General features: G+C 69.3%; 17 protein-coding genes. 3 read left to right on the top strand and 14 right to left on the bottom strand.

What is annotated here, in order from left to right:
* Positions 1–145: 145 nt before the first annotated feature.
* Positions 146–508: a hypothetical protein gene (locus IE252_RS33160; RefSeq protein ID WP_190093151.1), complete on the bottom strand. Its 363-nt coding sequence runs from the start codon at positions 506–508 to the stop codon at positions 146–148.
* Positions 505–7,047, bottom strand: a complete 6,543-nt coding sequence (locus tag IE252_RS33155) for an RHS repeat domain-containing protein (RefSeq protein ID WP_190093150.1) — start codon at positions 7,045–7,047, stop codon at positions 505–507. Before IE252_RS33155 ends, IE252_RS33160 begins: the two co-directional genes overlap by 4 nt.
* A gap of 615 nt (positions 7,048–7,662) precedes the next feature.
* On the opposite strand from IE252_RS33155, the gene IE252_RS33150 reads away from it, so the two are divergent.
* Positions 7,663–10,965, top strand: a complete 3,303-nt coding sequence (locus IE252_RS33150) for a ricin-type beta-trefoil lectin domain protein (protein ID WP_190093149.1) — start codon at positions 7,663–7,665, stop codon at positions 10,963–10,965.
* A gap of 64 nt (positions 10,966–11,029) precedes the next feature.
* Here the strand turns inward: IE252_RS33150 and IE252_RS33145 are convergent, their stop codons facing one another.
* The 3 genes from IE252_RS33145 to IE252_RS33135 all read right to left on the bottom strand — a co-directional run bounded on the left by IE252_RS33145 (position 11,030) and on the right by IE252_RS33135 (position 13,085).
* Complete coding sequence (locus IE252_RS33145; protein ID WP_190093148.1) at positions 11,030–11,326, bottom strand: DUF4229 domain-containing protein; 297 nt, start codon at positions 11,324–11,326, stop codon at positions 11,030–11,032.
* 76 nt (positions 11,327–11,402) lie between these two features.
* Positions 11,403–12,581, bottom strand: a complete 1,179-nt coding sequence (gene mqnE, locus IE252_RS33140; protein ID WP_190093147.1) for an aminofutalosine synthase MqnE — start codon at positions 12,579–12,581, stop codon at positions 11,403–11,405.
* Between the two features lie 54 nt (positions 12,582–12,635).
* Complete coding sequence (locus IE252_RS33135) at positions 12,636–13,085, bottom strand: Lrp/AsnC family transcriptional regulator (protein WP_067160265.1); 450 nt, start codon at positions 13,083–13,085, stop codon at positions 12,636–12,638.
* A 144-nt stretch (positions 13,086–13,229) separates the two neighbouring features.
* Here IE252_RS33135 and IE252_RS44025 point away from each other — a divergent pair, with 144 nt between their 5' ends.
* Complete coding sequence (locus IE252_RS44025; RefSeq protein WP_267890376.1) at positions 13,230–13,355, top strand: hypothetical protein; 126 nt, start codon at positions 13,230–13,232, stop codon at positions 13,353–13,355.
* Here the strand turns inward: IE252_RS44025 and IE252_RS33130 are convergent.
* From IE252_RS33130 to IE252_RS33120, 3 genes are read right to left on the bottom strand one after another with little or no spacing between them, the layout of a single operon-like run.
* On the bottom strand, positions 13,352–14,050 hold the full coding sequence (locus IE252_RS33130) for a UbiX family flavin prenyltransferase (RefSeq protein WP_229848946.1): 699 nt from the start codon (positions 14,048–14,050) through the stop codon (positions 13,352–13,354). The genes IE252_RS44025 and IE252_RS33130 overlap by 4 nt on opposite strands.
* 38 nt (positions 14,051–14,088) lie before the next feature.
* A complete protein-coding gene (gene mqnP / locus IE252_RS33125; RefSeq protein ID WP_190093146.1) occupies positions 14,089–14,991 on the bottom strand; it encodes a menaquinone biosynthesis prenyltransferase MqnP in 903 nt (300 codons plus the stop codon).
* The gene (locus tag IE252_RS33120) at positions 14,988–16,442 is read right to left on the bottom strand and encodes a menaquinone biosynthesis decarboxylase (protein WP_190093145.1); all 1,455 of its coding nucleotides are present in this window, start codon (positions 16,440–16,442) and stop codon (positions 14,988–14,990) included. The genes mqnP and IE252_RS33120 overlap by 4 nt, the downstream gene beginning before the upstream one ends.
* 89 nt (positions 16,443–16,531) lie before the next feature.
* Here IE252_RS33120 and IE252_RS33115 point away from each other — a divergent pair, with 89 nt between their 5' ends.
* Entirely contained in the window at positions 16,532–16,810 is a 279-nt protein-coding gene (locus IE252_RS33115; protein ID WP_190093144.1) for a PLD nuclease N-terminal domain-containing protein, read from the top strand.
* A 425-nt stretch (positions 16,811–17,235) separates the two neighbouring features.
* On the opposite strand, the gene IE252_RS33110 is transcribed toward IE252_RS33115, so the two are convergent.
* The 6 genes from IE252_RS33110 to IE252_RS33085 all read right to left on the bottom strand — a co-directional run bounded on the left by IE252_RS33110 (position 17,236) and on the right by IE252_RS33085 (position 23,396).
* Positions 17,236–17,736, bottom strand: a complete 501-nt coding sequence (locus IE252_RS33110; protein ID WP_190093143.1) for an SRPBCC domain-containing protein — start codon at positions 17,734–17,736, stop codon at positions 17,236–17,238.
* Positions 17,737–17,776: 40 nt separating this feature from the next.
* On the bottom strand, positions 17,777–18,871 hold the full coding sequence (gene ccsB / locus IE252_RS33105) for a c-type cytochrome biogenesis protein CcsB (protein WP_190093142.1): 1,095 nt from the start codon (positions 18,869–18,871) through the stop codon (positions 17,777–17,779).
* Entirely contained in the window at positions 18,868–20,628 is a 1,761-nt protein-coding gene (resB, locus tag IE252_RS33100; RefSeq protein WP_190093141.1) for a cytochrome c biogenesis protein ResB, read from the bottom strand. The genes ccsB and resB overlap by 4 nt, the downstream gene beginning before the upstream one ends.
* 2 nt (positions 20,629–20,630) lie before the next feature.
* On the bottom strand, positions 20,631–21,431 hold the full coding sequence (locus tag IE252_RS33095; RefSeq protein ID WP_373298657.1) for a cytochrome c biogenesis CcdA family protein: 801 nt from the start codon (positions 21,429–21,431) through the stop codon (positions 20,631–20,633).
* A gap of 4 nt (positions 21,432–21,435) precedes the next feature.
* Positions 21,436–22,038, bottom strand: coding sequence for a TlpA family protein disulfide reductase (locus IE252_RS33090; protein ID WP_373298659.1), 603 nt, complete (start codon positions 22,036–22,038; stop codon positions 21,436–21,438).
* 125 nt (positions 22,039–22,163) lie between these two features.
* Positions 22,164–23,396, bottom strand: a complete 1,233-nt coding sequence (locus IE252_RS33085) for a polysaccharide deacetylase family protein (RefSeq protein WP_190093139.1) — start codon at positions 23,394–23,396, stop codon at positions 22,164–22,166.
* Positions 23,397–23,606: the final 210 nt, after the last annotated feature.

Below are 23,606 nucleotides of genomic sequence, written 5' to 3'. Positions count from 1 at the left end.
TCCGGGAATTGCGAGCTCGGGCGCGTCAAGGGCCGCAAGCGGAACCGCTCCCGCCCCGGAGCCCCTTCGGCCGTGGCCATACTTCCGAAACGACGAGGGGCCCGGCGCCACCCTCGGCGCCGGGCCCCTCCCTCCACTCAACCCCCTACACCGCCAGCAGCTCCGGCTTCGGCATGACCGCCGTCGCGAAGACCACCTGGGTGAGGAGCATGATCCCGAACAGCGCTCCCCCGCCGCCCAGTGCCAGTGGCAGCACCGGCATGAGCAGGAGGAAGGCCGCAGCCGTGCGGAAGCCGCCCGGTGTTCCGTACCTCTTGAGCAGGCCCAGGAGGAGGAGCAGGAACAGCGAGAGGGCCGCCACGAACAGCATCAGGTTGACGCCGTCCGCCAATTGCTCCCCGAAGGAGAGCGCCCCTCGCGGGGTCAGTGCCATGGCGAGGAACCAGCCGGCCGCGCAGAGCGGGACGTAGCGAACCGCGCAGCGCGGGAACCAGGGTGCGTGGGTCACTTCGGCGGGTCCTTCAGGCATTGGGCGGAGTTCCAGTACCGCATGTCCTTGTTGCCGTACCAGGGCATCGAGTCCAGACCGGACACGTTGTCCATCCGGTCATGGGCCACGACCAGCGGCTTCTGCGCCCGACGGTACTGGACGACCTCCATGTCGGGGTAGTGATCGCCCTTGCGGGTCACGGTCACCGAGCCCTTGTTGGCGGCGATCGTCACATGCGTGTCGACCGAGAACAGGGACATCAGACTGTTCACCCCCGCTATGCCCAGGTCCAGCTTGGACGAGTTCGAGTGGTACTGCCCGAGGAAGTTGTAGTTCACGATGTTCCGTCCGGTGACGCTCTCCGAGGGGTACTCGTTGAGCGACAGCGGGAACGCCGGGATCATCCTCGACGGCGACTCGACGTCGTAGCCGGAACCGCCGCCCGCCTGTCCCATCAGGTACGACGAGACGTGCTTGGTGGACGGCTTGGTGTGGGACGGCGAGACCTTGAAGGTCACGTCACCCGTGGCGGTGTCCCAGAACAGGACCATGCGGTAGGCCGCGTCCGGGTCCGTGGTGTACTCCCGGTCGTCGCCGAGCAGCTGGTAGCCCAGGCCCGGGATCTTCATCGCGTCCTTGGTGTGGATGAAGAACCGCATCATGATGATGCCCCGGTCGGGCCCCTTGCCCACGTTGAAGTGGCCGAACTGGGTGCCCTTCTCGCCGTGCGACCACATCGCCCGCAGGGCGCGGGCGAAGGACGACATCTTGGCGCGGTGGGCGACCTTGTGCACGATGTGCCGGACGATCCGCTTGATCCGGTGGATGACCTTCTTCACCGCGTGCTTGATCTTCTTGAACACATGGCCGATGTGGAACTCGCCGCTCGGGTCGCTGTCGGTGACCGGCGAGTTGTTGGCGTACGCGTACCCGTTGATCTGCTGCGGGTCGGACAGGTCCATGACCGGGTCCACCGAGGCGAACCGGCCGTTGGCCGCGTCGTACTCGCGCGCGCCCATATGGGTCAGGCCCGTGGACTTGTCGGTGGTGCCGCCCACGAAGCCCCGGTCGCCCGGCCAGCCCGTCTGCGGCTGGGTGCCGCGCGGGGTGCCGAACGGGCCGGAGGCGCGGCGCGTCACGCTGAGCGTCACCGAGTCGACCGCCACCTCGTCGGTGCCCTGGTGGTCGCCGAGCAGATAGGTGATCGAGCCGTCCGAGCCGCGCGCGACCGTGGCGTTGCCCGCGTTGTAGTAGCGCACCCCGCTCACGGAGTTGCTCGACTTGGTCAGCGTCAGCTCCTCGGCGCCCAGGTACAGCGTCACCGCGCCCGGGTCCCGGCGCAGCAGCCGGGAGCCGTCCGCGTCGTAGAGGAACGTGGACGTCTGGCCGCCGATCGTCGAGGAGGCGAGGTTGCCCTCCGCGTCCCAGGTCAGCTGCTGGTCACCGGCGGCCGTCACCCGGCGGGTGGTGTTGCCGGAGGCGTCGTACTCGAACGAGTCGGTGCGCGCCCCGGGGCCGGTGATGCCGACCGTGTCCAGGCCGTGCGGCCGGGTCTCGCCCGGCTGCGGGTAGGAGTAGCCGCGCCGGACGTCCTTGCTGGTGTCGCCGGTGACGTCGTGCTGGACCTCGGAGGCCCGGTTGCCGACCGTGTCGTAGGTGTACGAGTACCAGTACGGGTCGACGCCGCCCACCTTCGGGCGCACGTCCGTCGACGGCTTCAGCGCGCAGTCGTCCGTGCCCGTCCACGCGTGCGAGAGCCGCGCCGCGAAGTCGTACGTGAAGCACTGCGTGTCGGTGACCGTCTTGTCGTCGCGGTCGTTGCGGATGCGGGTGATGTTGCCCGCCGGGTCGTAGCCGTAGACCTTGCTGTCGATGGTCTGCGGGCCCTGCGTCTCGCGGTCGTTGACCACGCTGCTGAGCCGTTTGGTGTCCTCCTCGTAGGTGAACGTCTGGACCGTGCGGGCGCCGACCGAGCCGAGCACGGTCTGCAGCAGGTCGCCGGAGGGCGCGTACTGGTTGCCCAGCGAGTAGACGTCCGTGCCGTTGCCGACCGTGGTCGCCAGACCGTAGTCCGTGTAGCCCTGGCGGACCGTCTCGGCGGGCAGCCCGCCGCCGGCCGGGAAGGTCGTCGTGTTGGCGAGACCGGTGTTCGGCGTGAAGGTGGAGGTGAACTCGTAGGTGCCCTGGAGCTTGCCCTCGGCCGCCGGGACCGTGATCACCGAACCGGTGGCCCGGCCCGCCGCGTCATAGCCCTTCACGGCCGTGGTGTAGGCGTTGCCGTTGTCCCAGCGGGTCGACGAGCTCAGCATCTTCTTGCCGCCGGTCAGCGAGTCGTACGTCCACTCGGCCAGCTTGGGACCGGTGTCGCTGTCCTTGCGCAGGCTGGTGGGACGGCCGATCTCGTCGTAGGTGTACGCCAGGACCGTGCCCCGGGCGTCCTTCGTCGTCGCCGTCTTGCCGTCGGGCGTGAAGGTCGTGGAGACGACGCCCTTGTCCGGGTCCGACGAGGAGATCTGGCGGCCCCGCAGGTCGAAGGTGGCCGACCAGGTGTTGCCCGCCGCGTCCACCGCCTTGGTGAGGCGGTCGGCGGTGTCGTACGTGTACTTCAGCGCCTCGTACTTGTCGGGGCTCGCGCCGATCACCGGGTTGCCGTCCTTGTACTGGCGCAGCTCCACCGGCTTGTCGTGGGCGTTGTTGACCACCAGCGTGGCCGTCGCCCCGGTCGGCGGGACGGTCGCCGTCCAGTTGCCTCCGTAGGTGGTGGTCGTGCGCCACCGCTCGCTGCCCTTGGTCACCGCGATGGACGCGGTGGCGCGGCCCATACCGTCGAACTCGGTCACGGTCTGCGCCGGGACCTGGCTGTCGGCCACCGAGAAGAGGGTGTTCACGACCGGCTGGTCGTTGTAGTACTCGGCGTTGTCCTTGTAGGTGCGGCCCTGGCTGTCGTAGAAGGTGTCCGTGATCAGCCGGCCCGTGCCGCCGTACGCCTCGGTCTGGGTCTGCCGCTTGCGCAGCAGCCCGTCGTAGAGGGTGACCGCCTTGCGGTACTTGCCGCTCTCCAGGAGCGTGTTGGAGGTGACGGCGGTGGGGCCGTCGTTGCGGACCTGGTAGGAGAAGGTGACGTCGGCCGAGGCGGGCTTGACCCGGCCCGGCTTCCAGGCGGCGGTGAGCTGCCCGAGCGCGTCGTACTCCTGGCTGGTGACGCGGCCGTTGGCGTCGGTCGCCTTCACCGTGAGCCCGCGCAGCCCGTCGAGGTCGACGCTGGTGGTGAAGCCCTTGTTGTCGGTGGTCTTCACCGACGTGGGCTGGGCGCCGGTCGCCGGGGTGTAGGCAGTGAGGGTCTTGGCGTTGGCGGCGTCGATGGTCTGCGTCATCCGCCCGTACGCGTCGTAGAGCGCGGTGGAGGTGGTGACGTACACCGGGAGCCCGGCGCTGTAGTGGTCCAGCTCCTCGATCTTGGCGGGCATCGCCTTGCCCGCGACGGGCGCGGCGCCGTACGCGCTGGTGTCGTACGTGGTGCGGGTCTCGCCCGTGATGGTGCTCGCCGAGGCGGCCGTGCCGCAGGTGGTGGAGCTCTTCTGCTCGTCGGCGATGTAGGAGATCAGGTGGTTGGTGGTGTCCGGGGTGACGTAGGTGGTGCGGGTGCACTGCTCGTCGCCGGAGACCGCCAGGTCGCCCTCGTCCGAGGTGGTGAGGGTCTGGCCGTAGGAGTCGAAGGTGTCCGTGGTGCGCGTGGTCTGCCAGCTGCCGTCGTCCATCAGGGACCGGCCGGTGGTGGTCTCCGTGTCCGACTGGTAGGCGTGCAGATCGGTGGTGCCCGGCCGGGTCTGCGTCGCGGTCAGCTTCGACCACGGCTTCTCCACCGACGACTCGACGATCTTGCCGCCGTCCTTGTCGTAGCTGACGCTCTCCAGCTCCTTGCCGCTGTACTGCTCGGCGTCGGTGTACAGGGTGCCGAAGGAGTCGGCCACCTGGGCGCCGTCGACACCCCGGAGGTAGGTGGTCTCCGACAGCGTCCTGTTGCTGGTGCCGGTGCGGGTGCGGACCTTGCCGTAACCCCGGTAGTCGCTGTACGTGCGGTGCTTGTCGAGGGTGAACTCGCTGGTGTCCTTGGCCCAGGCGATACCGCCCAGGTACTCGTACTCGGTCACCTCCGAGTCGGTGCCCGCGACCTTGTCGTCCTCGGTCACCTTGGTCACCACGTACTTGTGGAACCAGTCCTTGACCGGCTGGGAGCCGCCCTCGGGGGTCCACCAGTTCGGGTAGCAGCGCTTGGTGTTGGTCGCCTCGGCGGGCGGGCTGGCGTAGGTGCACTCGGTGGGCGAGTACTCGACGAGCGTGTCGCCGCCGTACTCGGAGCTCACCTTGGTGATCCGGTACTTGTTCAGCGGCGGGCGGCCCTCGGAGGCGTCCACGCGGTTGGGCATCAGCGTGCCGCCGAACGTCACCGCCGGGTTCGACAGGGCGGTGCCGCCCGCCTTGCCGGTACGGACGATCGAGTCGAGCCACAGCCCGTTGCCGCCGGTGTCACCGGTGCCGGGGAAGCTCTGGCCGAGGGTCCAGGTGTCGATGTCGGCGTAGCCGGTGCCCTTGAGGACCTGGGTGGAGACCGAGGTCAGCCGCTTCTTCGACCAGAACGACGGCGAGCCGTTGAGGCAGTCCGCGCCGACCGTGCAGACCTCGTCGACGGGCGTGTCCGGCCAGTTGGAGGCGTGCGCCTTGTCGAAGGCGCAGTCGGTGGCCGTGCCGAGGCAGCGGTCGGCCATGACGAAGTTCACCTTGGCGGCGGGCTGGGCCGAGTAGACCTGCCCGGCGCGGTGCCCGTACTCGATGTGGTCGAGGTAGCCGCCGCGCGTGTAACCGGCGTCCGCCTTGGGCTTCGTGGTCGTCGACCCGCCGGAGTTCTTGGCGTACGCGTTCTTCTCCTGGGTGTAGAAGAGCGCCATCGCGTTGCCGTGCGGGTCGACCACGTAGTCGAGGTTCCAGCGCCAGGCCTGGTTGCGGACGGAGTCGGTGAAGGCGGTGGCGTGCCCGGGCTCGCCGGTGTGGTTCCCGTAGACGGGAACGGTGTACGTGGACCCCGTCTCGGTCTTGCCGGTGGCCCAGCCGGGAAGACGGTTCTTGCCGAACCAGTACTGGGTGCCGTCGAGCGTGGTCACCTTCCAGTACTCGTTGTCGTCGTCGCCGTTGTTGGTGTCGGTGGCGGTGCCCTTGACCCGCTCGACGCGGGAGCCGTCGTCGTCGGCGGGCCGCCAGATGTCACCGGTCCCGGTCTTGACGAGCGGGGTGGAGGACCCGTTCAGCGACATCACGGCGTTGTCCGAACGCCAGCACAGGTCACCGGACTTGGCGGGGGCGTTGGTACCGGTCCCGTTGTCGTCCTTGCACCCCATGAACTGCCGCTCGATGAACCCCATCTCCATCGACCACCCCTCACCGATCGAGGAGGGCTGGTTGTTGGTGGCGGCGGTACGCCCGTCCACCCCGGAGGAGGAGTACCCGAGGGCGAGCTTGGGGGTCAGGTCGCCGGGGACGGGCGGCACTTGAAGGGGGTACTCCCAGGAGAACCCGCCTTCGTTGCCGCCCGCGGCCCAACTCCCGCTGGGCGAGAGCGAGGTGGCCTTGAAGTCCCCGTTGGCGCCGTCGGGGGTGGCGGTGGCGGCGAGAACGGTGAAGGAGGGAGCCGAGGCCGTCTTCGCTGTGGCCGCGTCCGCTGTGGCCGCACCTGCCCCCGTCCCGTCTGCTGTGGGCATTCGTTCCGCTGGGGCGGAACGGGTGGGCACAGCGGACCCACGGCGTGCAGCCGCTCCCCTACCCGCGCCCACGACGGCGTCCGGCGCAACCTCGACCTCAGCCGTGAGCAACCCGGACTTGGAGTCGTTACGCGAAACCAGCGGCGTAACCGTCCGACACTCCGCCTTCTCCGGCGTCGTCAGCGCACAGGACGGCAGCTGCACCAGCCGCAACCGCGAAGCCCAGTCCGCCCCGTACGCCCCCCGAAACGCGTTGTAGTCGAGCTGAACGGACGCCCGCCCCGCCGCAGCCCCCCGGTCGTCGCGCGCGACCCCGAGCACGACCCCGTCGAGCCCAAGACGGTCCGCCGCCTTCCGGTCACCCATCCGCACCCGCACCTTGGCAGGCGCACCCCCCTTGGAGGACTTGGGCGCGAGCGGCGCGACCCCGACGGGACTACCCGGCGCGGCAGCGTGACGCGATCCGGCCACACTCCGCCCCGCCGCACTCTTTGCCAACGCATCCGCCGCGACCCGCCCCAGGTCGACCTCGCTGTCCCCGGCCTTCGGCCAGGTCACCTTGGGCGCCTTCCAGGGCCGCTTCGAAGTCTCGCTGGAGCCGACGGCCCCCTCTTTGCCCAGCTCGGAGCCCCGCACCGAGGCCGTCTTCTGTACCGAACGCACCGAGAAGTCGACCTTCCCGGCCGCCGCCGCGACCGTCGGCAGCAGCGTGACCAGTACCGCGCTCGCCGTGAGCGCGCCGACCGCCGCCGTGGTGCGACGGCGTCTGCCTCCCGAGTCCTCGTCGAATCTCCGTATCCCCACCCGTGAACGAGTCACCTGGAACTCTCCAACTCTCCGTATTCAGCTCAAAAGGCGCCCCAAGGGAGGGGCGCCGGGGGGAACTTAACACCAAGGAATTTACGGGCGGAAGAACAATTCACCGTGCGAACACCGCAGTTGGGAGGGGATGTAACGAGAGGAGAACGATCGCCGAACCATACATACTCAAAGGCGCAGCCAAGTGTGCGAAGGGGCCAGTTCGGACGTTATTCCGGCGTTACGCTCCCGCTCTGCAAGCAGCATTAACTGATATGAGGGTGGGGACTGGTGAGGGGACATCACATGCGCCGGGGCAGACGCCTGCCGGCCGCACTGATGGCAGCCGCGCTCGGCGCGGGCGGCCTTGTTCAACTGGCCGCAGCACACACGGCCTTTGCGGACGAGATCACCGACAACGGTACGCAGAGCCGGACAAGTGCGCATGGAACCAAGGCTTCCGTGGCCGGAATTGGCAATTCCGGAGCGGATAATTCCGGAACTACCACTTCCGGAGCCAGCACTTCCGGAGCTGAGAATTCCGGTACCGGTGAGACCCAGGCCCTCGCGCAGGCGAAGCGGTCCGGCCGCCAGGTCGAGATCCTGGACCGCCGCGACGAGATGACGCAGGTGCTGGCCAACCCGGACGGGTCGCTCACCATGCGCCAGTACGTACGCCCCGCCTTCGCCCGCGTCGGCGGCGCCTGGCGCACGGCCGACGCCACGCTGGAGCGGGGCGCCGACGGCCGCCTCGCCCCGGCCGCCGCCACCTTCGGCATCTCCTTCTCCGGCGGCGGCACCGGCCCGCTCGCCACCCTGACGAAGGACGGCCGGACCCTCTCGGTCTCCTGGCCGGACGCGCTGCCGCAGCCCCGCGTCGAGGGCGACACGGCTCTCTACCCCGAGGTGCTGCCCGGCGTCGACCTCACCCTGCGCGCCGACACCGACGGCTTCGCCCAGCACCTGGTCGTCAAGACCCGGGAGGCGGCGGCCAACCCGCGCCTGGCCGAGCTGTCGCTCGCGCTGCACACGGCGGGCGCCGCCCTGAAGGCGGACGCCAAGGGCAATCTGACGGCCACCGACACCCGTACCGGCGCCCGGCTGTTCAGCGCCCCCGCGCCAACCATGTGGGACTCCTCGCACCTGCCCAAGCAGGCGGCGGCCCAACTGGTGCGCGGCACCCGCCCGACCACCGCCGAGACCGCGCCGCCCAAGCTGGTGGCGATGGGCACGAAGGTCACCGCCGACCGGCTGCGGATCACCCCGGACGCGGCGATGCTGAAGGACCCGAAGACGGTCTTCCCGGTCGTCATCGACCCGATCTTCTCCGGCGGCGGCCGCAACAACTGGGCCATGGCCTACAAGCAGTCGGGCAACTCCTCGATCGCCAACACCGCGTACTGGAACGGCGGCACGTTCAGCGACAAGCTCGCCCGGGTCGGCCACGAGACGTCGACCAACGGCACCGCCCGCTCGTACTTCCAACTGAACACCAAGGGCCTGGCCGGGTCGAAGATCATATCGGCCAAGTTCAACGTCTTCAACAGCTACTCGTGGTCGTGCACCAAGACCCCGGTGGAGCTCGGCCTGACCGGCCCCATCTCCTCCTCCACCACCTGGAACAACCAGCCCGCCTGGAAGCAGACCCTCCAGGAGAAGACGTTCGCGCACGGCTGGTCCTCGACCCAGTGCGCCGCCGCCGGCGAGGACTTCGACGCCGACGCGATCAAGACCGCGGTGCAGGCGGTCGCGGACGCCGGCGACAACGACATGACGCTGGGCCTGCGCTCGCGCCAGGACTTCGAGGGCAACGAGCAGAGCTGGAAGAAGTTCCAGAACGACCCGAGCCTGGAGATCACGTACAACACGGCGCCGAAGGTCGACTCCTCGGCCGCCTACCAGGGCTCCTGGGCGCCCGGCGCGAGCGGGCTCGTGCAGGTGGCCTGCGCCACCGACCCGGCCGCGTTCCCGGTCGTCGGCAACAACGGCCTCACCCTCACCGCGAAGATCTCCGACCCGGAGGGCGGCCAGCTCACCGGCGCCTTCCAGCTGAAGGACTACGACACGGGCGCGGTGGTCGCGTCGCCCACCTCGACGGTGGCCGCGGGCGGCACCGCCCAGGCCCGGATCGACGGCTCACTGCTCGCCACCGGCAAGCGCTACAGCTGGTCCGTCCAGTCCCGTGACGGCCTGGACACCTCGGCGTGGACCACGGCCTGCGGCTTCGGCGTCGACAAGGCCGCGCCCGCCAAGCCCACCGTCGCCGCCACCGACGGCCACGCCCTGGACGTGGCCGAGGTGCCCGCGCGCACCGACCGTACGGTCAAGTTCGCCTCCGCCGACGCCGGCGGCGTCGACGGCTTCTGCTACGCGCTCAACCAGCCGCTGTCGGTGTCGAACCTCAAGTGCCCCAACGGTACGTACGTGAAGGCGGCCGCCGACGGCACCGCCACGGTGACCGTCAAGCCCAGCCTGTGGCCCAACAACCGGCTGCACGTGGAGGCGTACGACAAGGCGGGCAACACCTCGGCGTACGACGGCGGTTCCGCGCCGACCGACACCACGCTGATCGCCACCGACCGGCCCATGTACGTGCACGACGCCGCCGGGCGGGTCCAGGGCGACCTGCCGGGCGACCTCGACGGCGACGGGCAGATCGACCTGCTGGCCACCGCCTCCGACGGCACCCTGCGGCTGCTCGGCGGCAAGGGCGACGGCACCCTGAAGGCGCCGCGCACCCTCGCCTGGGGCGGCTGGAACGGCGCGCGCATCGCCCACCGGGGCGACTTCATCGCCGCCACCGACGGCCAGACGATGGACGGGTACGAGGACTTCTTCGTCAAGATCGGCAACAAGCTCTACCTGTACCCCGGCGACGGGAACGGGATGCCGCTCACCACCCAGCGCAAGGAGCTGCTGCGCCCCACCGGCAAGGACAACGGTCCCCTGACCGGCCCTGGCGGCCTCTGCCTGGACGTGAAGTCGGCGAACACCGCCAACGGCACCCCGCTCCAGATCTACACCTGCAACGCCACCACCGCGCAGGACTTCCAGCTCACCGGCGGCGCCCTGAAGGTGCTCGGCAAGTGCGCGGCGGCCGCGGGCACGGACCTGGCCTCGCCGGTCCAGCTCGCCGACTGCGACGGCAGTCCGGCCCAGCAGTGGCTCGACCGCGGTGACGGCTCCCTGCTCAACCAGGGCTCCGGCCGCTGCCTGGACGTGGCGGGCGGCGCCGTCGTCAAGAGCACGCCCGTGCAGATCCTCACCTGCGACGGCGACGCGACGCAGGACTGGGTCGTCCCCGGCACCTGGGCGGGCACCGGTCAGATCCTCACCCCGCGCGACGCCGACGGCATGCCCGGCGCCGACCTGATCGTCCAGGAGGGCGAGGGGATGTGGCTGTACTCCGGCACGGCCGAGGGCCCGCTCGCGGCGGAGCCCGGCTCGTACAAGCTGCTCCCGGCGAAGCAGTTCGGCTTCACGTCCTGGGACCGCTTCGACTTCACCGCGCCCGGTGACGTCAACGGCGACGGCATCCCCGACCTGCTCGGCCGCCACGTCACCACGGACCCGGCGAGCGCGGACTACGGCAAGCTGTACCTGTACCCGGGCACCCGGACCCTGGACGCCTCGGGCAACTCGACGTACGGCATCGGGACCCGCACCACCTACGGCCCGAGCGCCTGGCAGTCGACGAACATCCCGTTCTTCGCGAGCGCGGGCAATGCGCAGGGCCAGGTCGTCGACACCGGCACGTACCTGAAGTTCGTCCCGACGACGGGCCAGGAGACCCCGGACTTCTGGGCGGTCTTCAAGGCGGCGCCGGGGGGCCTGCGCTTCTATCCGGGCACGGCGACTGTGCACGGCACGTCGGTGGTCGTGGGGGATGCGGCGCTGGTGTCGGATGTGGTGGGGCTCTTCTAGACCTGTTCGTACGTGACTGTGCCCGCCCCCGATGGATCGGGGGCGGGCACAGTCACATCTGCGGCTACTGAACCGCGCCGTCCTCCTGGCTGCGGTTTGCCTCCAGGCGGGCCTTGGCGGACTCGACCTTGGTGACGATCTGGGCGGACATCTCGTCGCGCTGCTTGCGCAGCAGGACGAAGCTCAGCGGTGCGGAGAGGACCAGCGCGAGCAGGACGACCCAGATCGCGTTGGCGTCGCCGAGGCCCGCGGGCATGATCCCGAAGTGGACCAGCAGGGCGACGAACACCAGGCAGCCGACGAAGACGGCGACGCGCATCGCGGTGTACCGGACGGCTGCGCTCGGCTTGGCGATGTTCACGGCTGACCTTCTCTCTCGTACGGCGATCCTGCCCGACTAGTGAAGCACGCCCGATATTGGATCAATTCAGGGGCCCTCAGAGCCGCATCGCCTGCGGCGACTCGCGCAGGTCCGGGTCCGGGCCGTCGTACTCGCGGATGATCTCGTAGCGGGTGTTGCGCTCCACCGGGCGGAACCCGGCCTCGCGGATCAGGTCGAGGAGGTCGTCGCGGGTCAGCTTGTTGGGCGTGCCGTAGTTGTCCGCGTCGTGCGTGATCTTGTACTCGACGACCGAGCCGTCCATGTCGTCCGCGCCGTGCTGGAGCGCGAGCTGGGTGGTCTGCAGGCCGTGCATCACCCAGAAGCACTTCACGTGCGGCACGTTGTCGAACAGCAGGCGGGAGACCGCGAAGGTCTTCAGGGCCTCGGCGCCGGTCGCCATCGTGGTGCGCGCCTGGAGGCGGTTGCGGACCTTGCCGTCCTTCATGTCCACGAAGTCGTGCTGGTAGCGCAGCGGGATGAAGACCTGGAAGCCGCCGGTCTCGTCCTGGAGCTCGCGCAGGCGCAGCACGTGGTCGACGCGGTGACGGGGCTCCTCGATGTGCCCGTACAGCATCGTCGAGGGGGTCTTGAGACCCTTCTCGTGGGCGAGGCGGTGGATCCGCGACCAGTCCTCCCAGTGGGTGGCGTGGTCGACGATGTGCTGGCGGACCTCCCAGTCGAAGATCTCCGCGCCGCCGCCGGTGAGCGATTCGAGGCCCGCCTCGATGAGCTCGTCGAGGATCTCGCTCGCACTCAGCCCCGAGATCGTCTCGAAGTGGTGGATCTCCGTCGCCGTGAACGCCTTCAGGCCGACGTTCGGCAGCGCCTCCTTGAGGGCCTTGAGCGAGCGCGGGTAGTAGCGCCAGGGCAGCGACGGGTGGAGCCCGTTGACGATGTGCAGCTCGGTGAGGTTCTCGCTCTCCATCGCCTTGGCGAGCTTGACCGCCTCCTCGATGCGCATCGTGTACGCGTCCTTCTCGCCCGGCTTGCGCTGGAACGAGCAGTACGCGCAGGACGCGGTGCACACGTTCGTCATGTTGAGGTGCCGGTTGACGTTGAAGTGGACGACGTCACCGTTCTTGCGGGTGCGCACCTCGTGCGCGAGGCCGCCGAGCCAGGCCAGGTCGTCCGACTCGTAGAGCGCGACGCCGTCCTCGCGGGACAGCCGCTCACCGGCCCGGACCTTCGCCTCCAGCTCGCGCTTGAAGCCCACATCGGCGATGGACGCGGTCATGCGGCGGCCTCCCAAATATCTCCGTACACAGCCTCACCCACGTTACGCCCCCACTTACTCGGGCAATTCGCCGACCCGGTTCTCCCACTTGGTGGAGAGGACGATCGTCGTCCGGGTGCGCGAGACGCCCTTGGTGGAGCCGAGGCGGCGGATCGTCTTCTCCAGTCCGTCGACGTCCGAGGCGCGGATCTTGAGCATGTACGAGTCGTCGCCGGCGATGAACCAGCAGTCCTCGATCTCCTCCAGGTCGCGCAGCCGGCGGGCGACGTCCTCGTGGTCGGCGGCGTCGGAGAGCGAGATGCCGATGAGGGCGGTCACGCCGAGGCCGAGGGAGGCGGCGTTGACGGTGGCGCGGTAGCCGGTGATCACCCCGGCCGCCTCAAGACGGTTGATGCGGTCGGTGACGCTGGGCCCGGAGAGACCGACGAGCCGGCCGAGCTCGGCGTACGAGGCCCTGCCGTTCTCCCGCAGGGCCTGGATGAGCTGCCTGTCCACGGCGTCCATATGCCTGAAGCCTTCCATTGTTCAGCAATACCGCGAGTTTAGGTGTAGAATCTAAGGTACACAGGGTCGAGGCCCTGCGAATCATTCAGCTGCTTGCATCATTTTCCAGCAGATCAAAGACGATCTTTCAGGAGTGTCGACACCGTGTACACGATCGAGATGGCCTACGCCCGTATGCGCGAGCTTCAGGACCTGGCCAACCGCTCGCGTGCCCACCAGCCCACCGCGACGAAGCGCCGCGCTCTGAAGCGCGCCGCGAAGAAGCGCTAACCGGAAGGCCGGGAGCCTCCTCCCAGCTCTCCCTCCCAGCGGCGGTACAAGCTGTGCGGCACGCCCGCCGCGTCCAGCACCCGCCCCGCGACGAAGTCCACCAGATCCTGGATGTGCGTCGCCCCCGCGTAGAACGCCGGAGAGGCGGGCAGCACCACGGCGCCCGCCTCGTCCAGCGTCACCAGGTGCCTGAGCGTCTGCCCGCCCAGCGGCGTCTCCCGCACCGCGACCACCAGCCGGCGCCGCTCCTTGAGCGTCACGCTCGCGGCCCGCTGCAACAGGTCCTTCGAAAGCCCCAGCGCCACCCCGGCCACACAGGCCGTACTGGCGGGCACGATCAGCATCCCCTTGACCGGGTACGACCCGGACGACGGCCCGGCGCCGAGATCACCGGCGCTCCAGTGCCGTACGCGCGCCACGTCCACCTCGAAGGTGCCCGGCTTCCCGTCCGCCCCCCGCGCCAGCCACTGGGCGAGGTCCTCGCGCCAGTGCGCGTCGCGGAAGGCGATCCCCGTCTCGTCGAGCAGCGTCAGCCGCGAGGCCCGCGAGACCACCAGGTCCACGCTCTCGCCCGCGTCCAGCAACCCCCGCAGCACGGCGGCCGCGTACGGCGTCCCGGACGCGCCGGACACCCCGACGACCCAGGGCGTGCGCGACGCCGCCTCTCGCTGACTGTGTACGTTCACCTGCTCCACGTGTCCGAGCCTATCCGGCCATCCGGGGGCGGGAACGGTCACACCGAGAGCCCGCGCACCAGCAGGTCGAGGAGCGCGCAGACGAAGAGCGAGATCCCGATGAACCCGTTCGTGGTGAAAAACGCTCGGTTGAGGCGCGAGAGGTCGTGCGGCTTGACGATCGTGTGCTCGTAGACGAACGCCACCGCCACGACCACCAGGCCGATCCAGAAGAACGCCCCGGCGTCGGTCGCCAGCGCGTACCAGACGAGCAGCGCCGTGGTGACGGCGTGGCAGGCGCGGGCGCCGCGGATCGCGTTCGGCACGCCGAACCGGGCCGGCACCGAGAGGACGCCGCACTCGCGGTCGGACTCGACGTCCTGGCAGGCGTAGATCAGATCGAAGCCGCCGATCCAGACGCCGACCGCGAGGCCCAGGATCACCGCGTCCCAGGACCACTCGCCGGTGATCGCCAGCCAGCCGCCGACGGGGCCCATGGCCTGCGCGAGCCCCAGGATGGCCTGCGGGAAGTTGGTGAACCTCTTGCCGTACGGATACACCACCATCGGGATCACCGCGATGGGCGCGAGGGCCAGGCAGAGCGGGTTGAGCAGTCCGGCGGCGGCCAGGAAGACGGCCAGCGCGATCAGCGCGCCGGTCCAGGCCGAGCGCACCGACACGGAGCCGGTGACCAGTTCGCGCTGGGCCGTACGGGGATTGCGGGCATCGAGCTCGCGGTCGATGATCCGGTTGCAGGCCATCGCGAACGTGCGCAGCCCCACCATGGCGATGGTGACCAGGAGCAGCTTGCCCCAGTGGATCTCCTCGTCCAGCTGGAACATCGCGGTGAGGGCGGCGATGTAGGCGAAGGGCAGCGCGAAGACCGAGTGCTCGATCATGACCAGGCGCAGGAACGCCTTGGTCCGGCCGGGCTGCGGAACGGCTGCGGCAGAGGCGCTCACTTGAGGCCGTACTCCTTCCAACGGCGGTCGACCATCGCCGCCGTGTCCGGGTCCGACTCGACCATGTGCGGCCAGCCGCCGTCCCGGGTGTAGCCCTCCTCGGGCCACTTCGCGGTCGCGTCGATCCCCGCCTTGCCGCCCCAGAACTGCTGGTACGAGGCGTGGTCGAGGTGGTCGACCGGGCCCTCGACGACGGTGAGGTCACGGGCGTAGTCGGTGTTGCCGAGGGCCCGCCAGGACACCTCGTGCAGGTTGTGCACGTCGCAGTCGGCGTCGACGACCACGATGAGCTTGGTGAGCGACATCATGTGCGCTCCCCAGATCGCGTGCATCACCTTCTGCGCGTGCTTGGGGTACTTCTTCTCGATCGAGACGATCGCGCAGTTGTGGAAGCCGCCGGACTCCGGCAGGTGGTAGTCGACGATGTCCGGCACGATCACCTTGAGCAGCGGCAGGAAGAACCGCTCGGTGGCGCGCCCCAGCGGCCCGTCCTCGGTCGGGGGCCGCCCCACGACGATGGACTGGAGCAGCGGGCGCTTGCGCATGGTCACGCAGTCGATGGTGAGCGCGGGGAACGGTTCCTGCGGCGTGTAGAAGCCGGTGTGGTCCCCGAACGGCCCCTCCGGCAGCATCTCGCCGGGCTCCAGCCACCCCTCGATGACGACCTCGGCGTGCGCCGGGACCTGGAGCGGCACGGTCTTGCAGTCGACCATCTCGACGCGCTTGCCCTGGATGAACCCGGCGAGCATGTACTCGTCCATGTCACCGGGCAGCGGCGCGGTGGAAGCGTACGTGACGGCGGGCGGGCAGCCGAAGGCGATGGCGACGGGCAGCCGCTCGCCCTTCTTGGCCGCCACGGCGTAGTGGTTGCGGCTGTCCTTGTGGATCTGCCAGTGCATGCCGATGGTGCGCTTGTCGTGGCGCTGGAGCCGGTAGAGGCCGAGGTTGCGCACGCCCGTCTCGGGGTGCTTGGTGTGGGTGAGCCCGAGGTTGAAGAAGGACCCGCCGTCCTCCGGCCAGGTGAACAGGGCGGGGAGCTGGTCCAGGTCGACGTCGTCGCCGGTGAGGACGACCTCCTGGACGGGGGCCTCCTTCACCTTCTTCGGGGGGACGTGGACCATCGAGCCGAGCTTGCCGAAGGCCTCCCGGACGCCGACGAAGCCGTGCGGGAGCTCGGGCTTGAGCAGCCCGCCGATCTTCTCGCTGATCTCCTCGTACGACTTGAGGCCGAGGGCCTTGAGGAGCCGCCGGTCGGTGCCGTACACGTTCATGGCCAGGGGCATCGCCGCGCCCTTGACGTTCTCGAAGAGGAGCGCGGGCCCGCCGGCCTTGTTGACGCGGTCGACGATCTCCCCGACTTCCAGGTACGGGTCGACTTCGGCCTTGATGCGGATGAGGTCGCCCTCACGCTCCAGCGCCCTCAGGAGCGAGCGAAGATCGTCGTAAGCCATGGGGCCAAGTATCGGGCACCGGTTACCCTGGGCCGGTCACCGGGGCTGCCGGACGCCCCGCCGCCGTTCCCTGGGGGGACCACCCGAACATGCTCAGGTATCTGCCGTTCCTGCTGGTCCTGGCGCTGTGGATCTACGCGTTCATCGACTGTCTGAATACGCCGGAGGAGGAGGTGCGGGGGCTTCCGAAGGTGGTGTGGGTCATCGTGATCCTGCTCTTCGGCGAAGTCCTTCTCGGCCCGGTCGCCTGGCTCTTCGCGGGCCGCCCGCGCCGCGTGGCCCCCGGCCCTTCCTGGACGGCCCCGGACGACAACCCGGAGTTCCTGGCAAGCCTGAAGCTGCCACCGAAGGACGACCCCCAGCCGTAACGGGCGTTTTGGCCCCCACCCCACCCCTTCCCTAAACCCTCCGGGGGTGGGTGGGGGCGGAGCTGGTCTCCCGGGGGGCTACGCCCCCGGACCCCCAGGCGGGGCCTGCGGCCCCTGCACCCCGCTTTCGGGGCTTCGCCCCGGACCCCGCCGGTGGCACGGGGTGGGTGGGTAAGCCTGCTTGTCTGCGGGCCGTCTGTGGCTGGTCGCGCAGTTCCCCGCGCCCCTAAAAGCGCCCCTCCGGGCCGCCCCGGGGATTGCCGCGCAGCGGCATCTAAGGGGCGCGGGGAACTGCGCGACCAGTTGGGGATGGTCCGCAGACGCGCTCAGAGGGGTCTGGGGGCGCAGCCCCCAGCAGCCCGCCCCGACCCACCACCCGGCCGCCCGCCCAGGGCTTCAGGGAAGGGGCGGGGTGGGGAATCCCCCTAGCCCCCGGCGTACGCCGCCCGTAGTTCCTGCCACCGCCCCGCCGACCACGTCGACCAGTCCTTCGGGCGGCCCGACAGCGCGTCCACGAGGAAGTCGAAGTGGTCGTGCCACCCCGCCAGGCAGTCAAGACGCAGCGCGTCATCCCCGGCGAACTCGTTCGTGAAGCGCAGCACCGTCGCAGACGGAGACACGGACTCCAGGTGGAACCGGATCCGACCGTGGAGGTCGACCGTGTACTCGGCCACAGTCTCCGGCGCCCAGGCGGTGACATGCCCGGAGTGCACCCCCTCCGGCCCCGCGTTCAGCCACCGCAGCGTCACCGCGCCACCAAGACGGGGCTCCAGCACATCCACCGCGCAGAGCCACCCGCGCAGGCCCTCGGGCGTGGCGACGGCCGTCCAGACCCGCTCCTGCGGGTGCGGCAGGTGGAGCTCGTAGCGGAGGAGCCAGGCGCCGTCGTGGGTCTCACTGGTGCCATGAGGGATCACATCCGTCATGGCACCAGTGTCACCCGAACAGACGCGCGGCGCCCTTCGGCTATACGCCCGCGTACGAGTGCTTGCCGTTCACGAAGATGTTGACGCCGTAGTAGTTGAAGAGCCAGCAACCGAACGCGAGCAGCGCCAGCGTCGCGGCCTTGCGGCCCTTCCAGCCCGCCGTGGCGCGCGCGTGCAGGTAGCAGGCGTACGCGACCCACGTGATGAAGGACCAGACCTCCTTGGGGTCCCAGCCCCAGTAGCGGCCCCACGCGTCGCCCGCCCAGATCGCGCCCGCGATGATCGTGAACGTCCAGAGCGGGAAGACCGCCGCGTTGACCCGGTAGGCGAACTTGTCCAGGGACGCAGCGGCCGGCAGCCGCTCCAGGACCGAGGTGGCGAAGTTGCCCGGCTTGCCGCCCTCCGCGAGCTTCGCCTCGTACCGGTCCCGGAAGAGGTAGAGGATCGTGGCGACGGCGCCCACGTAGAAGACCGCGCCGCAGAAGATCGCGGTGGAGACGTGGATCCACAGCCAGTACGAGTGCAGGGCGGGAACCAACTGGTCGCTGGCGGTGTACAAGACAGTGACAGCGAGGCCGAGGTCGAGGAGGACCGAGGTGACCAGCGGAAGGCCCAGCCAGCGCACGTTCTTCTTCAGCGCGAGCAGCGTGACGTACACACCGACGGCGACGGTGGAGAAGGTCAGGTTGAACTCGTACATGTTGCCCCACGGCGCCCGCTGCACGGACAGCGCGCGGGTGAGCACCCCGGAGAACTCGACGAGGAACGCGAGCACGGTGAAGGACACGGCGATACGGCCGTAGAGGTCGCCCTTCACATCGCCGCCCGCCGCGCCCGGCCCGTCGGGCACGTCGCGGTTGCCGGACGAGGAGCGGGTGACGACCTTGGGCCGCTCCAGGACCGCGGTGCCGCCGCCCTTCTTGGCGACCTGCACCTTCACGGTGCCCGAATCGGCCGCCGAGGAGGAGGCGTCGGCGGTGAGCGCGGCCGCCGTGCGGGCGACCTTGCTGCGGCTGCCGAGGATCCACTCCGCCATGTGCGCGAAGAAGGCCAGCAGATAGACCGCCATCGCCGAATAGATCAGGTAGTTACTGGTGTGCGCCAGGCTCTCGTTGGTTGTGGCGGCGAGGATCACTTCTCGGCCCCTTCAGCTTCGGCAGGTTCTGCCACCTGGTCCTTGGCGGGCTCAGGTGCGGGATCAGGCGCGGTCGGCGCCTCTGGAATGAGCGTGACCGCGAGATCGGCCAGCTCCTCGGGGAGCTTCGCGGACTCGCTCCGCCCAAGCCCCGCCATCTCGACGACGGTGACGCCGTCCTTACCGGTCACGGCGCGGACCCACACCCGGCGCCGCTGGATGAACAGCGAGCCGGCCAGACCGGCGATCGCCAGGACCGAGCCGGTCAGGGCGAGGTTGTTGCCGGGCTGCTGGGAGATCTGGAAGCTCGCCCACTGCTTGATGTCCTTGTCGAAGGTGATCGACCCGGCGCCCTCGGGAAGCGTCAGCGTCTCGCCGGGCAGCAGGGTCTTCTTGAGGACCTTGCCCTGGTCGTCCTTGAAGGGCTTCATCTTGTCGGTGTCGAGCTGGTACACGTTCTGCGGCAGCCCGGAGTTGACCCCGAGGCTTCCGTGGTACGCGCCGACGTTGAGGACGGGGAAGTCCAGCGCCGGGAACTGGGAGAACATCGTCCCGTTGCCCTTGCCGCCGTAGGTCGGCACGAAGAACGCGGCGAAGCCCAGCTGGTCCCACTTGCCCTTGGCGTCGGTGTAGCCGTCGTACACCTTGATCGCGCCGCTGGAGGAGATGTTGTTGTCGATGGGCAGCAGCGGCACGGCGCCGTGGAAGACGACCTTGCCGCGGCCGTCCTTGACGGTGACGGTCGGCGCGTAGCCGTGGGCCAGCAGGTAGACCTTGGAGCCGTCGACCACCAGCGGCTTGTTGACCTCGATGGCCTTCTTCTGCGGCTTGCCGTCGGCGCCCTCGGAGTAGGTGACGTGCGCCACGAACTCGCGGGCGGTGCCGAGGTTGGGCCCGCTGCGCTCGTACGTGGCGTCGAAGCGATCCAGGGTGAAGCTGAACGGCGCGAGGTCGTCCGTCTTGAACAGCGAGCCGGACTTGAAGTCGTCGTACTGGGTGAGCGTGTTGGAGAACCCGTCGCCCTGGACGATCAGCTTGCCGCCCTCGGACTTGAAGAGCTGCCCGACGGCGAACGCCACCAGGATCAGGATCAGCGAGACGTGGAAGATCAGGTTCCCGGCCTCGCGGAGGTAGCCCTTCTCCGCGGCGACCGCGTCCCCCACGATGTGCGTACGGAAGCGGCGCTTCTTCAGCATCGCGGCCGCGGCCTCGCGCACCTGCTCCGGATCGGCCTCGGTGCGCCAGGTGGTGTACGCGGGCAGCCGGGTCAGCATCCGGGGCGCGCCCGGCGGGCGGCCGCGCAGCTGGCCGACGAACTGCCAGGTGCGCGGGACGATGCAGCCGATGAGGGAGACGAACAGCAGGATGTAGATCGCGGAGAACCACACCGAGCTGTAGACGTGGAACATGCCGAGCTTCTCGTAGATCGGCGAGATCGTGTCGTGCCGCTTCTGGAAGTCGGCGACCTTCAGCTCGTCCACATTGGTCTGCGGGATCAGCGAGCCGGGGATCGAGCCGAGGGAGAGCAGCAGCAGCAGGACGAGGGCGACCCGCATCGAGGTCAGCTGGCGCCAGAACCAGCGCGCCCAGCCGAGCACACCGATGCCGACCGGGCCGTTGGACAGATCCTCGGCCGGGGCCGTGGAGAGCTGCGACCCGGCCGCGCCGAGCTCCCGCTCGTCGGCGGCCCGCTCGGCCCTGCCGCGTTCCGCCGCCGTGCGCGGCGCCTCTTCCGGGGCCGCTTCGGTCTTGCTCATGTTCAGACACCCACCTGGAAGCCGTTGGACCACACCTGCACCTGCTGGATGAGCTCCGCCCAGGCCCCGGTGAGCAGCAGCAGACCGGTCGCGATCATCATCACGCCTCCGGTGCGCATCACCCACGCGTAGTGCCGCTTCACCCAGCCGAAGGCGCCGAGGGCCTTGCGGAAGGCGACCGCCGCCAGCACGAACGGCAGTCCGAGACCGACGCAGTACGCGACGGTCAGTATGGCTCCCCGGCCGGCGCTCGCCTGGTCCATGGCCAGCACGTTCACCGAGGTGAGCGTCGGCCCCAGGCACGGCGTCCAGCCGACGCCGAAGAGGGCGCCCAGTATCGGCGCCCCCGCGAGCCCGGTCACCGGTCGCTTGTGGAACCGGAATTCGCGCTGGGTGAGCCAGGGCATCAGGCCCATGAAGAAGACGCCCATCAGGATCATCAGCACGCCGAGGATCTTGGAGAGCGTGTTGTTGTGGTCCTGGAGCGTCTGGCCGAAGAAGCCGAACAGGGCCCCGCCGGAGACGAAGACGGCGGTGAACCCGAGGACGAAGAGACTGGCCCCGGCGACCATCCGGCCGCGCTTGGCCTCCGCGAGGTCGGTGCCGGTGACGCCGGTCACGTAACTGAGGTAGCCGGGCACCAGCGGCAGGACGCAGGGCGAGAAGAACGAGATCAGCCCGCCGAGCACGGCCACCGGCAGGGCGACGAGCAGGGCCCCGCTCAGGACCGTGTCGTTCACGCCGGGCGTCGCCTGGGCGGCGAGTGTCGAGTGCGCGGCGAGTACGGTCAGGGACGCGTCCACGGAATCACTTCTCCGCGATCAGCGGGTCGATCATCTGGTGGAGCTTCTTGTCGTCGAGCGCCATCAGCGCCCGGGCCGCGATCTTTCCGTCCTTGTCGAGCACGATCGTCGACGGAATGGCCTGCGGATTCAGGCTTCCCTTGGGGAAGCGGAGAATCAGCTTGCCGATCGGGTCGTACAGACTCGGATAGTCCGCCTCGAATTGCTTCTCGAACGCGACGGCCGGGCCCTTGTCGGTGTCGCGGGTATTGATTCCCACGAACTCGACGCCCTTGGAGCGGGTTTCCTTGGCGACCTTGCTGAGATAGGGCGCCTCGGCCCGGCAGGGCGCGCACCACGAGCCCCACACATTCAGCACGACGACCTTGCCCTTGAGGTCGGCGACGTCGAGCTGCTTGCCGTCGACGGTTTCGCCGGAGAGCTTGGGCGCGGCGTGCCGGCCGCTCTTGGCGACGGTGGAGATGCCGCCGGTTCCGGTGACGAACTTGGTGTCGCCCGAGCCGCCGGACGTGCCGCCGGAGCCGCACGACGTGAGGGTCAGCGCACCGGCGGCCGCGACTGCCGTGACCAGCAGGAAGGCTCGGCGACGGGGAAGGGCAGGACTCACGGACATGTGAAAAGTTTCGCATGACCGTTTGGGGGATCTTGGGCACCCCCCTGAGTGCCCGTAAAGACCCTTGTCAAGGCTGCCTAAAGAGCCGCGTCGCGCACGCGTTGTGCCTGCTCCGCGCCTCACGCCTGCTTGAGGAACGCGTTCCAGCCACCGGCGGGCTTCTGGCCGACACCCAGCGTACGCAGCTTCGCGAGGACCTTCGGGTCCTGGACGTCGAGCCAGTCGCAGTACTGCCGGAAGGAGACCAGGCGGACGTCCTTCTTGCCCGCCATCCCCTTGAACGCCTCCTCGACGGCGTCCATGTAGATGCCGCCGTTCCACTGCTCGAAGTGGTTGCCGATGTAGAAGGGCGCGCGATTCGTCTCGTAAGCGCGCTTGAATCCCTGGAGATACGCCTCGGTGGCCTGCTTGCGCCAGCCCGGGTAGTTCGCCGGCGGCGCCTTGGTCGAATTCTTCGACTGGTTGGCGAGGATGTTGTAGTCCATCGAGAGGACGTCGAAGGAGTGCCCGGGGAAGGGGATCGCCTGGAGCGGCAGGTCCCACAGGCCGTGGCGCTTGACCGGCCAGACCTGGGTGCCGCCGGGCGAGGAGGCGTCGTAGCGCCAGCCGAGCTTCTGCGCGGTCGGCAGCAGGTTGTCCTGGCCGCGCAGGCACGGGGTGCGGCCGCCGACGAGCTCGCGCTTGTAGTCGAACGGCAGCGGGTCCTCGTCGGTCCAGCCGGTGTTCGTCTTCCAGTTGGTGACGAACGACATGGCCTGGTCGATCTCGCTCTGCCACTGGGCCGGGGTCCAGTTGGCGACGTCGCCGCGGCCGGAGCAGAAGTGGCCGTTGAAGTGGGTGCCTATCTCGTGGCCCTCGTTCCAGGCCCGGCGCACGTTGGTCAGGGTCGCCTTGATGTGGTCGTCGGTGAGGTAGCCGATGTCCGAGGCGCCGACCTTGTTGTTCGGCGGGTGGTAGAGCCGCTTCTTCGACTCGGGCAGCAGGTACAGCCCGGAGAGGAAGAAGGTCATCGAGGCGCCGTGGTTCTTGGCGAGGTCCAGGAAGCGCGGGAAGAGGCCGTTGCCGACCTCGCCGGCGCCGTCCCAGGAGAAGACCACGAACTGCGGCGGGGTCTGGCCGGGTTCGAGGGGGACGGGCTTGGGGGGCTGGTGCGGCTGCTTGCCGGTGTCGGCGGTGGAGCCGTCACCGATGAGCTTGGCGTCCGCCTTCTTGCCGGAGCCCTGGGCGCCCTTGCCGTTGCCCGTACCGGCCTTGCCGCCGTCCGAGTCACCGCCGCCGCACCCGGCCACACCGACCGCGGCGGCCGCCCCCAGTCCCAGCCCGAGCATTCCCCTTCGACTGATCCCACGCATACCGTTCGTCCCCATCGCATCGTCGTCCCCGGTGTCCACACCGGCCACAGCCCTGTGGACATCAGATGAGATGCCTGTGGGGACGCGATGGTTCCGTACAGTCGCACAAAACTTCGCAAATCGTACGGATCGTCAGTTCGGTTGCACGCAGGGCGACGAGGGGGCTACGGGGCGCGGGCGGATTCCCCGCGCCCGGGAATACCCAGGGGC

Source organism: Streptomyces melanogenes, from assembly GCF_014649795.1.
GTDB classification, from domain to species: Bacteria; Actinomycetota; Actinomycetes; order Streptomycetales; family Streptomycetaceae; genus Streptomyces; species Streptomyces noboritoensis.
The sequence above is the reverse complement of the archived record's forward strand: the minus strand, read 5'-3'. Positions and strand labels throughout refer to the sequence as shown.

Excerpts from the sequence above, each read along its gene's own strand:
- mqnE (WP_190093147.1), bottom strand. The coding sequence starts at position 12,581 with ATGACCGCGTCCATCGCCGATGTGGGCTTCAAGCGCGAGCTGGAGGCG.
- IE252_RS33120 (WP_190093145.1), bottom strand. The coding sequence starts at position 16,442 with ATGGCTTACGACGATCTTCGCTCGCTCCTGAGGGCGCTGGAGCGTGAG.
- IE252_RS33150 (WP_190093149.1), top strand. The coding sequence starts at position 7,663 with ATGACGCAGGTGCTGGCCAACCCGGACGGGTCGCTCACCATGCGCCAG.
- IE252_RS33110 (WP_190093143.1), bottom strand. The coding sequence starts at position 17,736 with ATGACGGATGTGATCCCTCATGGCACCAGTGAGACCCACGACGGCGCC.
- resB (WP_190093141.1), bottom strand. The coding sequence starts at position 20,628 with ATGAGCAAGACCGAAGCGGCCCCGGAAGAGGCGCCGCGCACGGCGGCG.
- IE252_RS33135 (WP_067160265.1), bottom strand. The coding sequence starts at position 13,085 with ATGGACGCCGTGGACAGGCAGCTCATCCAGGCCCTGCGGGAGAACGGC.
- IE252_RS33085 (WP_190093139.1), bottom strand. The coding sequence starts at position 23,396 with ATGCGTGGGATCAGTCGAAGGGGAATGCTCGGGCTGGGACTGGGGGCG.
- IE252_RS33115 (WP_190093144.1), top strand. The coding sequence starts at position 16,532 with ATGCTCAGGTATCTGCCGTTCCTGCTGGTCCTGGCGCTGTGGATCTAC.